The following is a 12,601-nucleotide window of genomic DNA, read 5'->3' as shown; positions in this document are numbered from 1 at the left end:
TCTGTCTCTGCATCTGAGATGCATATTTTATGGGACGGGTGAACGGGTCCGCCGATGCGGACTTCCGTTCGACAGGCGGGCCGGGCTCGGGGTGCGGGGGCTTCCCAGTGGCACGAACCGGCCATCCGGCCCCCCGTGGTCAGGCGCCCGGAATCCTCGGCGAACTGCCCGAAATGCCCAGCAGGACCGGGCCGGTCGGGGCTGCGACCAGGTCGTTCACCGTCAGGGGGTCCAGTGAGGCGAAGAAGGCCTCCTGGGCCCGGCGCAGCGCCCCGCGCAGCACGCAGGCGCCGCGCAAGGGGCACGGGGCCGCGCCCTCGCAGTCGACGACGTCGCCGGCGCCCTCCAGCTCGCGGATCACCGCGCCCACCGGGGCGGTCCGCCCGGCGGCGGTCAGCACGAGGCCGCCGCCGCGCCCGCGCCGGGCCTCGACCAGGCCGAGGTGCTGCAGCCTGGCGACCACTTTGGCGGTGTGCGTGTACGGGACCTCCATGGCCGCCGCCACGTCCCGGGTGGTGGGGAGGTCCGCCTCGGGCGCCTCCTCGACGGCCAGGCGCATCAGGACGCGCAGCGCCAGGTCGGTGAATCGGGTCAGCCGCATGGGGTCACCGTAGAAAACTTGCATCGCAGATACAAATTCAAAGCTCCTCGCTTGCGCCGGTGGCCGAAACGCATGGTGTGCCAGGGGCTCGTGATGAGGAAGTTGAACTCCAGAGGATGCCCCGTCCACGGACGGAGTAGTCCCACCCTTTTGTGTAATGGTCCCACCACGGTGCGTGCTGGAAGGCTGCGAGCGCAGATCCGTGGAGTGATCGAAAGGGAAACACATGTCGGTGCAGGCAGGTTCCGAACCGGGGGTCCAGACCCCGCAGCGCAGTCTCGGCACCTCGGCCGCGCGGAACTTGGCAACCACGACCAAGTCCGCGCCGCAGATGCAGGAGATCACCTCCAGGTGGCTCCTGAAGATGCTCCCGTGGGTGTCGGTCCAGGGCGGTACCTACCGGGTCAACCGGCGGCTGAGCTACTCCGTCGGCGACGGGCGCGTGGAGTTCGTCAAGACCGGCACCCAGGTGCAGGTGATCCCGGCCGAGCTCGGCGAACTGCCGCTCCTGCGCGACTACGACGACCTCGACGTCCTCACCGAACTCGCCGCGCGCTGCCACCAGATCGACTTCGAGGCCGGCCAGGAGCTCACCTCCTTCGGCAACCCGGCCGACAAGGTGTTCCTGCTGGCCCACGGCCGCGTCGACCAGATCGGCACCGGCCCCTACGGCGACGACGCCGTCCTGTCGACCGTGGCCGACGGCGCCTACTTCGGCGAGGACTCCCTCGTCGACGAGGAGGCCATCTGGGAATGGACCGCCCGCGCCGCCACCGCCGGCACCGCGCTCGTCCTCTCCCGCCAGGACTTCCAGATCCTCGCCGACCGCGTCGAATCGCTGCGCGCACACGTGGACGCCGTGCGGGCCGTGCCCGAGCAGCGCACGAACAAGTACGGCGAGGCCGCGATCGACCTCTCCGCCGGCCACCAGGGCGAAGCCGTCCTGCCCGGCACCTTCGTCGACTACGAGGCCCGCCCGCGCGAGTACGAGCTCTCCATCGCGCAGACGGTCCTGCGGGTCCACACCCGCGTCGCCGACCTGTACAACCAGCCGATGAACCAGACCGAGCAGCAGTTGCGGCTCACGGTCGAGGCGCTGCGCGAGCGCCAGGAGCACGAGATGCTCAACAACCGCGACTTCGGCCTCCTGCACAACGCCGACTACGACCAGCGCATCCAGCCCCACGACGGCGCGCCCGGCCCCGACGACATGGACCAGCTGCTCAGCATGCGGCGCGGATCCAAGTTCTTCCTGGCGCACCCGAAGGCCATCGCCGCCTTCGGCCGGGAGTGCAACAGGCGGGGCCTCTACCCGGAGTCGGTCGAGATCGGAGGCCACCGCGTCCCGTCGTGGCGCGGGGTCCCGATGTTCCCGTCCAACAAGATCCCGATCAGTGACGCCCGGACGACGTCCATCCTCTGCATGCGCACCGGCGAGGACGAGTCGGGCGTGATCGGCCTCCACCAGCCCGGGATCCCCGACGAGATCGAGCCGAGCACCTCGGTGCGGTTCATGGGGATCAGCGAGCAGGCGATCATCTCCTACCTGGTCACCACGTACTTCTCCGCCGCGGTGCTCGTGCCGGACGCGCTCGGCGTCCTGGAGAACGTCGAGATCGCGCGCTGGCGCTGACCGTGTCGACCATCGAGGCGATCGCCGCCGGCGAGGGGCAGGATGCCGCTGCCCTGCTCGACCGGACGAGAGAAACGGTCAACCCGGAACTGCGCCGGACCGTCGAGAGCCTGCCCGGCTCGATGCGGCGCGTGGCGATGTACCACTTCGGCTGGGAGAACGAGGACGGCACCCCCGCGTCGGGCAGCGCGGGCAAGGCCATCCGGCCCGCCCTCGTGCTCGCCTCCGCCCAGGCCCTGGGCGGAGGCGGGGGCGGGGTGGCGGACGCCGTGCGGGCGGCGGCGGCCGTGGAGCTCGCGCACAACTTCACGCTGCTGCACGACGACGTCATCGACAAGGACGCCCGGCGGCGCGGCCGGCCCACGGCCTGGACGGTCTTCGGGGTGCCGGACGCGATCATCACGGGTGACGCCATGATGGCGCTGGCGCTCCGGCTGCTCGCCGAGGACCCGCATCCGGCCTCGGCCGCGGCCTCGGCCCGGCTCGCGGCCTGCGTGATCGAGCTGTGCGCGGGCCAGCAGGCGGACTGCGCCTTCGAGCAGCGCGCGCACGTCTCCCTCGACGAGTGCCTGACCATGGCCACGGCCAAGACCGGGGCCCTCCTGGGCTGCGCGTGCGCGCTCGGTGCCCTGTACGCGGGGGCCGGCCCGGACGAGGTCGACGCGATGGACGCCTTCGGGCGGGAGGCCGGCCTGGCGTTCCAGCTCATCGACGACCTGATCGGCATCTGGGGGGACCCCGGCCACACCGGGAAGCCCGCGGGGGCCGACCTGTCCGCCCGCAAGAAGTCCCTCCCCGTCGTGGCCGCCCTCACCTCGGGCACCACGGCGGGTGCGGAACTGGCCGCCCTGTACGCGGGCCCCATGACCGGGGACGACGTGCGCAGGGCCGCCGACGCGGTGGAGCGGTCCGGCGGGCGGGACTGGGCGCAGGCCCACGCCGCCGACCGGATGGGGCGGGCGGTGCAGCAGCTGTCGCGGGCGGTCGCGGACCTCGGGGCGGCGGACGGGCTGCTGGCGCTGGCGGAGTTCGTGACCCGCCGTACGAAGTGAACGCGTAGGCGCGAAGGGGCGCTTTGAGGCCTGTTCCGGCACCGCACGGTGCCGGAACGGGCCTTTCTGCGTCGGTGGACCCAACTTTAGGATCGCTCAAGGCGGTTGACGCGTGAGCGAAGTGGAGGGCGGGACCCATGGCGCTGGAGATACGTCGGGCGGATCAGTCGGACCGGGACGCGGTGGCACGACTGCTGGACGAGGCGTTCCGTGAGGACCCGGTGAGCTGCTGGGTGTTCCCGGACCCCGGACACCGGGCCGCGGTGCACGGGAAGTTCCTCGGGGTCTTCGTCGACGTGGCGCTGGCCGAGGGCCGGATCGACTACGCGGCGGACGGTTCGGCCGCGGCACTGTGGCTGCGGATCCCGGCCGGCGATCCGGAGGGGGAGGCCGCCCCGGACGAGGTCCCGGCGAAGATGCGGGCGGTGGCCGACCCGGACAACGAGCGCTGCGAGCTGGTCGGCCGGCTGACGGGCGAGGCGCACCCGACCGCGGAGGAGCACGAGTACCTGCTGATGATCGCGGTCGCGCCGGGACGGCAGGGGGAGGGGCTGGGGCGGGAGCTGATCGCGCCGGTGCTGGAGCGCTGCGACCGCGAGGGCGTGCCGGCGTACCTGGAGGCGAGCAGCGAGCGCAGCGGCCGGCTCTACGAGCGGCTGGGTTTCGAGCACACGGGCGCGCCGGTGCGGCTGCCGGACGGCCCGCTGATGTGGCCGATGTGGCGCAAGCCGCGGTGATCCCTTGCGATACCACGTCACGTGAAGTACTTTGCCTGACGTGCCTCAGTGGAGGGGCGCCGCCGAACGGAAGAGACTCGCTTGCGCAAGCTCACGTACTTCGTCGCCACGACCGTCGACGGCTTCATCGGGGCCCCGGACGGCGACGGTGACTTCTTCTCCGCGCATCTGGACCCCGAGTTCATCGACCACTTGAAGGCGGAGTACCCGGAGACCGTCGCCGCGCAGGGGCGCACCAGGCTCGGTCTCTCCGGCACCCCCGCCAAGCGGTTCGACGCCGTCCTCATGGGCCGCAACACCTACGAACCGGGCTTGAAGGCCGGCGAGCCCAGCCCCTACGGCCATCTGCGCGAGCAGTACGTGGTCTCGCGCTCCCTCACCGCCGCCCCCGCCCCGGACGTCCAGCTGATCAGCGGCGACGTCGCCGCACGGGTGCGCGAGCTGAAGGAGCGCGACGGGCTCGGGATCTGGCTGTGCGGCGGGGCGGACCTCGCCACCCAGCTGATCGACGAGATCGACGCGTTCGTGGTCAAGACCTACCCCGTCCTCGCCGGCACGGGCATGCCGATGTCGCGGGCGGGTTTCGGGGTCCGCCCGCTGGAGCTGACCGGCTGCACGGTCCTCGGCGGCGGCCAGACCATCACCTCGTACGCCGTCAGGCGCTGAGGCTCCGGCCGTCCCGCCGAACGCGCGGAACCGGCCTACGGTGGGGGTATGGCCGGTGAAGAGCAGCAGCGCGCACACGAGACGGTCGCCCCGCGGGCCGGGCACGAGCAACGGACGTGCCCGGCCTGCGGTCGCCCCGTCGACACGCTGGTCAGACGACGCAAGGCACTCGGGATCTTCATCCCGGAGTGGGTGCCGGGTCCCTGCCGGAACCCGGACTGCGCGGCGTACGTGCCTCCCGGGGCCTGAGCCCCGCCGGGCCGGGCCCCGGGAGGCCCTGCCCCGCGGGGCCGGACCCTGCCGGGCCTAGCCCTTGGAGTCGAGGCCCGAGGCGACGAGGCCGTTGGCCCACAGCTGGTTGACGCGCGAGCGCTCGGCGGAGTTCGGGGTGGCGTTCTGGCAGGAGGTGCCGGGGCCGCCGCCCGACATCAGCTCGCTGCACGGACCCGAGTAGTGGTCCGGCAGGCCGAGGACGTGTCCGGTCTCGTGAGCGGTCACGCGGGTGGAGTTGTACTGCTGGTTCTGCTGGTAGTCGAGGAAGATGTAACCCCGGCCGTGGCCGTCGGTGCTCGCGTAGGAGCCCCGCGAGTCGTTGCCCTCGCGGTAGGAGAAGTTCCCGCCCGAGGACACCTCCTGCAGCTTGACGTTCGCCACCGAGCTGTTCCAGATCTGGGTGGAGCGGGCTATCTGGCTGCGGAAGCTCGGCGCGCTACGGGTGTTGTACGTGACGGTCACGGCCAGCAGGCCCGGGTTCGCGGCACGCTGCTCGGCCACCGAACGCTGGACGGCGTCGAAGAAGGCGCGGTTGGCGGCCTGGTTCTCCTGCGAGCGCTCGTAGGCGGCGTACGAGCTCGGGCTGCCCGAGGCGGGGGCGGCGGCGCTGGCGCTCGGGACGATGCCGCCGAGGACGGCGGCGACGCCGAGCCCGACGGTGGCGGCGGACATCATGGTCTTGCGGGAGTGGCGCATGGGGGACTCCTGCTCCGGTGCGGGGGGTGGTGGGGGGATCGTTCGGTACCGGAGTCTGCGGGAGCGGGGGCGGCCGGCGGATGATGCCAGCCCCCGATAACGCCCGGTTATCGGGGAGTTTTCGGCAGGCCAACACCCCTGAGAATGGCGGGATTCGGGGGGATGCCAGTGGCTGGTGCGGTCGGAGTCGACCGGCCTACTCTCTGGGCATGGAGCTTGAGGTCAGGCACCTGCGCGCCCTGTGCGCCATCGCCGACGCCGGCAGCCTGCACAAGGCCGCCCGGCAACTCGGCGTGAGCCAGCCCTCGCTGACGACCCAGCTGCGCCGCATCGAACGGGCCCTGGACGGTGAGCTGTTCCTGCGCGAACGCACCGGCTGCCGGCCGACCCCCTTCGGACGCAGCGTGCTCGGCCGGGCCCGTCCGCTCCTCGCCGAGATGGCCGCCCTGGTCGCGGAGGCGCGGGCGCTGTCCCAGGGGCCCCGGCTGCGGATCGGGTCCACGGCCAGCGGCGCCCTGCCCGGCTGGCTGCGCCGCCTGCACCGGCGGCTGCCCGACACGGAGACCGACCTGGTGGTCGACGTCTCCGCCAACGCGCTGCTGCGGATGACGGCTGCGGGGCAGCTCGACGTGGCGTTCGTGCACGAAGTGGAGGGAAGCCCCCTCCAGGTGCCGGCCGGCCTGCGGCTGCGCGTGCTCATGGAGCGGGAACCGCAGTTCGTCTCCATGGCCCGCGACCACCCGGCGGCCGCCCGGTCCGTGGTGGAGCTGCGGGACCTCGCCACCGACCGGTGGACCGTGGACCCCTCGGTGGACGGCGAATGGGACGGCCTGCGCCGGGTGTTCGCGGTCGCCGGACTCGACCCGCCCCTCCTGCACGCCGATTACCACACGGCCACCTCGCTGATCGTCTCCGGCGAGGCCGTCGCCCCCTGCCAGCCCACCTCCGGGCCGCGCGAGGACATGGCGATCCGGCCGCTCTCGGGCGACCCGCTCGCCGTGCGCCTCCTCCTCGCGACCCGGCCGGGCGCGCACGAGGCGACCTGCGCGCAGGTCTACGAGGACCTGCGCGCGGCCTACCGCGAAGCCGCGCTCCGTACGCCGCCCTACCGGGCCTGGCTGCGCCGGCACGCGAGCCCGCTGCTGGCGGCGTAGCCGGCGGCGTCCGGCGTCCGGCGTCCGGCGTCCGGCGTCCGGCGCCCGGCGTCCGGCGCCCGGCGTGCGGCTTGCCGTTCCGCGGGCCGGCTGGACGTCCGGGCCGAGCCGCGCCGGGGCACCCCCGCGCCACGGGCCCGGCGGCAGCGCGCCGCCCCACGTCACCTCTGAAGTGAGGATTCGGGATCTTCTGCCGCCCTTGACTTACCCCGACCGCGATATATCGTGTTAGTCAGAAGACGCGATATGTTGCGTGCGTCGAGCACATCCAGCAGTCCGCAGTCCGTGCACGTACGCCGAGGAGGATCAGCAGCATGGCAGAGGCAGTGCAGAAGACGTGGTCGGTCGCCGGACCGCAGAAGCTCACCTTCGAGGAGCCGGTGACCGAGGTCCGCGTCCGCGTCGTCGGCGGCACGGTCAACGTGGTCGCCGCGGACGAGGGCGCGGCCTACCTGGAGGTGGCCGAGGTCGACGGCCCGCCCCTGCACGTGGTGCAGGAGGACGGTGTCCTCACCGTCTCCTACGAGGACCTCCCCTGGAACGGCTCCCAGGGCTTCAAGAAGTGGTTCGAGAGCAAGCCGTGGAAGGCCTGGTCCACCTCCGACTCCGGCCGCAAGGCCTGGGAGCGCAGCGCCACCGTGACCCTCGCGGTCCCGGCCGCCACCCACGTCCAGCTGGCCGCCGTCAGCGCCACCGCCTTCGTCTCCGGGATCGACGGCGGCACCGAGATCCACGGGGTCTCCGGCGGCGCCACGCTCGTCGGCCTCTCCGGCAGGATCAAGGCGCACACCGTCTCCGGCAGCGTCGAGGCCCAGTCCGTGACGGGTGAGCTCGGCTTCCACTCCGTCTCGGGAGACCTGACCGTCGTCGACGGCGCCGCCGGGAACGTGCGGGCCGACTCGGTCAGCGGCGACATGCTCATCGACCTCGCCCTCGACGGCCGTCCCGAGCAGAGCCCGGTGGACATCTTCCTCAACTCCGTGTCCGGGCAGGTCGCCATCCGCCTCCCGCACCCGGCCGACGCGCGCGTCGAGGCCAACACCGCCACCGGCGGCGTCTCCAACGCCTTCGAGGACCTGCGCGTCTCCGGCCAGCTGGGCGCCAAGCGGATCACCGGCACCCTGGGCGCCGGTACGGGCACCCTGCGCGCCACCACGGTCTCCGGTTCCATCGCGCTGCTGCGCCGCCCGGCCGAGGACGGCCCGGCCGCGCCGGCCGCCCCTCTCGAGCTCGACAAGAAGGTGCTCTGACATGCCGCCCGTCTTCGCCCACGGCCGCCTCCGCCTCTACCTCCTCAAGCTGCTCGACGAGGCCCCGCGCCACGGGTACGAGGTGATCCGGCTGCTGGAGGAGCGGTTCCAGGGGCTGTACGCGCCCTCCGCGGGCACGGTGTACCCGCGCCTCTCCAAGCTGGAGGCCGAGGGCCTGGTCACGTACGCCACCGAGGGCGGGCGCAAGGTGTACTCGATCACCGAGGCGGGTCGCGCCGAACTCGCCGACCGGGTCGGTGAACTCGCCGACCTGGAGCTGGAGATCCGCGACTCCGTCTCGGAGCTGGCCGCCGAGATCCGTGCCGACGTGAGCGGGGCGGCGGGTGACCTGCGGCGCGAGATGCGGGCCGCGGCGAACGCGTCCGCCACGCAGGTGGAGGACGAGTCCTGGAAGGCCGCCAAGGAGGAGCTCCGCAAGGCGAAGGCGGAGTGGAAGGAGCAGGCGCGCCGGGCGAAGGACGAGAGCCGGCGGGCGCGCGAGGAGGCCCAGCAGGCCCGCCGCCAGGCCAAGGAGGCGCAGGAGCGGGCCCGCGAGGAGGTCCAGCGCATCGCCGGCCAGTTCCAGGAGCAGCTCGCGAAGTCGGGCGGGGTCCTGGGCAATCTGGCGGGAGCCTGGCTCGGCGGTGCGGCGTCGGGTTCCGCGGGCCCTTCGGGTGCCCCGGGCGCCTCGCCCGGTTCCGCCGGCGCTGCGGGAGCCTCGGCCCAGGCCCCGGCGGGAGACCCGGACTGGGCGGGGGACGTGCCTGCGACCGGCGACCCGGCCCGTGACATGGACCGGCTGCTCGACCGCTTCCGCGACGACATCCGCGACGCGGCCCGCGACCACGGGGTCAGCCGGGACCAGCTGTCCGAGGCCCGCGCGCACCTCGCGGCGGCGGCCTCCCGCATCGCGGCGACGCTCCGGCCACCGCGCTAGGAGCCCGGCTTCTCGAGCTCCACCCGCTCCACCCGCTCCACTTGCTCCCCCCCAGCTCCACCGAGCCCCCCGCGCCGTCCGGCGGGGGGCTCGTCGGGGTTTTTCAGGCCGCCAGACCCGACTCGGCCGCGGCGTAGGTGACCCCGTGGTCCGTGAGGACCTCGGCGGGGGTACCGGGGCGGGAGAGGAGGGAGAGGATCAGGTGGAGGGAGGAGATGTGCCGGTCCTTGCGCCCCAGGGCGATCCGCAGCGACTGCTCCAGCACCTTCTTCGCACCCGGGGTGAAGCGGGTACGGCCGGTGCGCCTGCCGGAGGCGGGGGCCGACAGGGCTCCCTCCCCGTGCGTCTCCTCGATGCGGGAGACGATCTCCGTGAGGTCGATGCCGAGATCCGAGAGGGCCTTCTCGTCCGCCCTGGACATGCCGCCCCGGCGGCGGGCCGCCGCGAGGTCGGCGGCGACCGCGTCCCGGTCCACGCCCAGCGGGTCGAGGGCGCCCTGGGCGAGGAGCGCGAGGAGCAGGTGTTCCTCCGTGACCGTGGCGGCCCCGGCCCGCTGGGCCTCGCCGGTCGCGCCGGTCACGGCGGAGCGGGCGTCCCGGGTGAAGCGTTCGAACATCAGAGCCTCCCGTGCTTCTTGTGTACGGCCTGCCGGCTGACTCCCAGCTCGGCCGCGATGTCCTGCCAGGACCAGCCCTGTGCGCGGGCGCTGCGCACCTGGACGGCCTCCAGCTGCTCGAGCAGACGTCGGAGGGCGGCCACGGCGCGCAGGCCCACGCGGGGGTCGCGGTCACCGGCACGCTCCGCGAGATCGGTAGCTTCCGTCATGGATGTCAATGTAGGTTGACGCGCGGGAGGGTGTCAACCTGTATTGACGGTGACGGTGGCCGTGACGGCGACGGCCGTCGCCCGTCTACACCGTGAGGACGATCTTGCCGAAGAGGTCGCCGGACTCCAGCTTCTCGAAGCCCTCGCGGGCCCGGTCCAGGGGCAGCGTCTCGTCGATCACCGGCCGGACCCCGGTCGCCGCGCAGAAGGACAGCAGGTCTTCCAGCTCGTCCTTCGACCCCATCGTCGAGCCGACCACCTTGAGCTCCAGGAAGAAGATCCGGGTGAGCTCCGCGTGCGCCGGGCGGTCTCCGCTGGTGGCGCCCGAGATGACCAGGGTGCCGCCGGGGCGGAGGGACTTGACCGAGTGCGACCAGGTGGCCGCGCCGACCGTTTCGATGACGGCGTCCACCCGCTGGGGGAGCCGCGCGCCCGGCTCGTACGCCTCCACGGCGCCGAGCTCGACCGCGCGCCTGCGCTTGGCCTCGTCCCGGCTGGTCGCGAAGACCCGCAGACCGGCCGCCTTGCCGAGGACGATCGCGGCGGTGGCGACGCCGCCGCCCGCGCCCTGGACGAGGACCGAGTCCCCGGGCCGGACGCCGGCATTGGTGAACAGCATCCGGTAGGCGGTCAGCCACGCGGTGGGCAGGCAGGCGGCCTCCTCGAAGGAGAGCTCGGCGGGCTTGCGCAGCACGTTCCAGGCGGGGACGGTGACCTGCTCGGCGAAGGTGCCCTGGTAGCGCTCGGTCAGGATCGAGCGCGGCTCGTCGGGGCCGACGCCGTGGCCGCTCTGGCCGATGACGGAATGCAGGACGACCTCGTTGCCGTCCTGGTCGATCCCGGCGGCGTCGCAGCCGAGGATCATCGGGAGTTTCTCCTCGCCGAGGCCGACTCCGCGCAGTGACCACAGGTCGTGGTGGTTCAGGGAGGCGGCCTTGACGTTCACGGTCACCCAGCCGGGACGGGCCTGCGGCGCGGGGCGGTCGCCCAGCTCGAGGCCTCGGAGCGGCTGGTCACGGTCGATTCGGGCGGCATAGGCAGCGAACATGGCCGCGAGGCTACCGCCCAGTAGCCTCTGGATCCAGGCCCCCGCCCCGGACGTTCGCCGCGGCGAACGGCAGCAGGGCCCGGCCGAAGTGTCCGGCCGGGCCCTGCTGCGTACCGCTGGTGCCGAGATCAGGCGAGACGGGCCACGCCGTCCGCCTTGGCGGCCGCCGCGACGGCCGCGGTGACGGCCTGCGCCACGCGCTCGTCGAACGGCGAGGGGATCACGTAGTCGGCGGCGAGCTCGTCGCCCACGACGCCGGCGATGGCGTCGGCGGCGGCGATCTTCATGCCTTCGGTGATCCGGCTGGCGCGGACCTTCAGCGCACCCGCGAAGATGCCCGGGAAGGCCAGCACGTTGTTGATCTGGTTCGGGAAGTCCGAACGGCCCGTGGCCACGACCGCCGCGTACTTGTGCGCGACGTCGGGGTGGACCTCGGGGTTCGGGTTGGCCATGGCGAAGACGAAGCAGTCCTTCGCCATCGTCGCCACCGCGGCCTCGGGGACCGTACCGCCGGAGACGCCGATGAAGACGTCGGCGCCCGCGAGGGCGCTCTCCAGGGAACCGGTCTGGCCGGTCCTGTTCGTCAGGCCCGCGATCTCCGCCTTGACGTCCGTCAGGTCGGAGCGGTCCGCGGAGACGACGCCCTTGCGGTCGGTGACGCAGACGTCGCCGATGCCGGCGTCCACCAGGATCTTGGCGATGGCGATGCCCGCCGCGCCCGCACCCGAGATCACGGCCCGCAGGTCGGCGAGGGTCCGACCCGTGAGCTTCGCCGCGTTGCGCATGGCGGCCAGCGTCACGATGGCCGTGCCGTGCTGGTCGTCGTGGAAGATCGGGATGTCCAGGGCTTCCTGGAGGCGACGCTCGATCTCGAAGCACCGCGGGGCGGAGATGTCCTCCAGGTTCACGCCGCCGAAGGACGGCGCGAGGCGGATCACGGTCTCGATGATCTCGTCCGTGTCCTTGGTGGCGAGCGCGATGGGAACCGCGTCCACTCCACCGAACTGCTTGAAGAGAATGGCCTTGCCCTCCATCACGGGGAGGGAGGCTTCCGGCCCGATGTCACCGAGTCCGAGCACGGCCGTACCGTCGGTCACGACGGCGACCACGTTGGACTTCCAGGTGTACTCGTTCACCAGGTCGGGCTGCTCGGCAATGGCGCTGCAGACCTTCGCAACGCCGGGCGTGTACGCCAGGGACAGGTCGTCCTTGTTGTGGACCGGCACCGTGGCCACGATGGCCATCTTGCCGCCCCGGTGCAGCGCGAACACCGCATCCGGGTTGTTGTCCGTCACGCTGTCGCTGCGAGGATTGACGATCTCCGCTGCCACTGTGTTGACCCCTTAAGTCTTTGAATCATTGAGGGTGACCACTCCTGGTTAAGGGGTGGGCGGGCACCGCGTCCGTACTTCGCACAGACGGTTGGTAGCCCGTCCGCGCGAAGGGGAGGTTCGTACGCGCGGGCGCGCCGCACGCGCGCCCTGAGCCCCGGATGAGGGGTGTAAGGATCTGTTCTACCCGAAGAACCCTCACCCAGACGAGTCGATTCCCCCTCGACCATAGGTCGCTTGCCCCGGTTTTGGCGAAAAGTCCAAACCTTGCCGTCCGATAGGCGAGACGCACCGCAAAAACTGCGGCCAAAACGCCTGGTCACAGCGTTTAATCCGGTCCCGAGGGCCCTTATCCGCAGGGCTGTTGGGTACCCGGGGGTCTCCGTTATCCGATTTTG

14 protein-coding genes are annotated in these 12,601 nt (G+C 72.3%); 8 read left to right on the top strand and 6 right to left on the bottom strand.

From position 1 onward, the window contains the following. Positions 1-139 precede the first annotated feature (139 nt). A complete protein-coding gene (locus ABZY44_RS00880; protein WP_356649403.1) occupies positions 140-601 on the bottom strand; it encodes an Rrf2 family transcriptional regulator in 462 nt (153 codons plus the stop codon). A gap of 226 nt (positions 602-827) precedes the next feature. Here ABZY44_RS00880 and ABZY44_RS00875 point away from each other — a divergent pair, with 226 nt between their 5' ends. The 5 genes from ABZY44_RS00875 to ABZY44_RS00855 all read left to right on the top strand — a co-directional run bounded on the left by ABZY44_RS00875 (position 828) and on the right by ABZY44_RS00855 (position 4,938). After that, positions 828-2,234 (top strand): family 2B encapsulin nanocompartment shell protein, encoded by a 1,407-nt coding sequence (locus tag ABZY44_RS00875; protein ID WP_356649402.1) that lies wholly within the window; start codon positions 828-830, stop codon positions 2,232-2,234. After that, the gene (locus ABZY44_RS00870; RefSeq protein ID WP_356649439.1) at positions 2,231-3,286 is read left to right on the top strand and encodes a family 2 encapsulin nanocompartment cargo protein polyprenyl transferase; all 1,056 of its coding nucleotides are present in this window, start codon (positions 2,231-2,233) and stop codon (positions 3,284-3,286) included. Before ABZY44_RS00875 ends, ABZY44_RS00870 begins: the two co-directional genes overlap by 4 nt. 137 nt (positions 3,287-3,423) lie before the next feature. Beyond that, positions 3,424-4,023, top strand: coding sequence for a GNAT family N-acetyltransferase (locus ABZY44_RS00865; RefSeq protein WP_356649401.1), 600 nt, complete (start codon positions 3,424-3,426; stop codon positions 4,021-4,023). An 81-nt stretch (positions 4,024-4,104) separates the two neighbouring features. After that, positions 4,105-4,689 (top strand): dihydrofolate reductase family protein, encoded by a 585-nt coding sequence (locus ABZY44_RS00860; protein ID WP_356649400.1) that lies wholly within the window; start codon positions 4,105-4,107, stop codon positions 4,687-4,689. A gap of 48 nt (positions 4,690-4,737) precedes the next feature. Next, a complete protein-coding gene (locus ABZY44_RS00855) occupies positions 4,738-4,938 on the top strand; it encodes a hypothetical protein (RefSeq protein WP_356649399.1) in 201 nt (66 codons plus the stop codon). Between the two features lie 57 nt (positions 4,939-4,995). Here the strand turns inward: ABZY44_RS00855 and snpA are convergent, their stop codons facing one another. Then, the gene (gene snpA, locus ABZY44_RS00850) at positions 4,996-5,658 is read right to left on the bottom strand and encodes a snapalysin (protein WP_356649398.1); all 663 of its coding nucleotides are present in this window, start codon (positions 5,656-5,658) and stop codon (positions 4,996-4,998) included. Positions 5,659-5,867: 209 nt separating this feature from the next. On the opposite strand from snpA, the gene ABZY44_RS00845 reads away from it, so the two are divergent. From ABZY44_RS00845 to ABZY44_RS00835, 3 genes are all read left to right on the top strand, one after another. Further along, positions 5,868-6,812 carry a LysR family transcriptional regulator gene (locus tag ABZY44_RS00845; RefSeq protein WP_356649397.1) on the top strand — a complete coding sequence of 315 codons (945 nt, stop codon included), beginning with the start codon at positions 5,868-5,870 and terminating at the stop codon, positions 6,810-6,812. 314 nt (positions 6,813-7,126) lie between these two features. Beyond that, complete coding sequence (locus tag ABZY44_RS00840; protein WP_356649396.1) at positions 7,127-8,062, top strand: hypothetical protein; 936 nt, start codon at positions 7,127-7,129, stop codon at positions 8,060-8,062. A gap of 1 nt (position 8,063) precedes the next feature. After that, a complete protein-coding gene (locus ABZY44_RS00835; protein ID WP_356649395.1) occupies positions 8,064-8,999 on the top strand; it encodes a helix-turn-helix transcriptional regulator in 936 nt (311 codons plus the stop codon). 103 nt (positions 9,000-9,102) lie between these two features. Here ABZY44_RS00835 and ABZY44_RS00830 read toward each other — a convergent pair whose 3' ends face one another. The 4 genes from ABZY44_RS00830 to ABZY44_RS00815 all read right to left on the bottom strand — a co-directional run bounded on the left by ABZY44_RS00830 (position 9,103) and on the right by ABZY44_RS00815 (position 12,203). Beyond that, complete coding sequence (locus ABZY44_RS00830) at positions 9,103-9,615, bottom strand: Clp protease N-terminal domain-containing protein (protein ID WP_356649394.1); 513 nt, start codon at positions 9,613-9,615, stop codon at positions 9,103-9,105. Beyond that, on the bottom strand, positions 9,615-9,824 hold the full coding sequence (locus ABZY44_RS00825; protein WP_215015209.1) for a helix-turn-helix domain-containing protein: 210 nt from the start codon (positions 9,822-9,824) through the stop codon (positions 9,615-9,617). The genes ABZY44_RS00830 and ABZY44_RS00825 overlap by 1 nt, the downstream gene beginning before the upstream one ends. Positions 9,825-9,909: 85 nt before the next feature. Continuing rightward, positions 9,910-10,872, bottom strand: coding sequence for a zinc-binding dehydrogenase (locus ABZY44_RS00820; protein ID WP_356649393.1), 963 nt, complete (start codon positions 10,870-10,872; stop codon positions 9,910-9,912). A 128-nt stretch (positions 10,873-11,000) separates the two neighbouring features. Continuing rightward, a complete protein-coding gene (locus ABZY44_RS00815) occupies positions 11,001-12,203 on the bottom strand; it encodes an NADP-dependent malic enzyme (protein WP_356649392.1) in 1,203 nt (400 codons plus the stop codon). Between the last annotated feature and the right edge of the window lie 398 nt (positions 12,204-12,601).

Source organism: Streptomyces sp. NPDC006544, assembly GCF_040611715.1.
In the GTDB taxonomy this organism is placed as follows: Bacteria; Actinomycetota; Actinomycetes; order Streptomycetales; family Streptomycetaceae; genus Streptomyces.
This window is presented reverse-complemented; position numbering and strand designations above follow the sequence as displayed.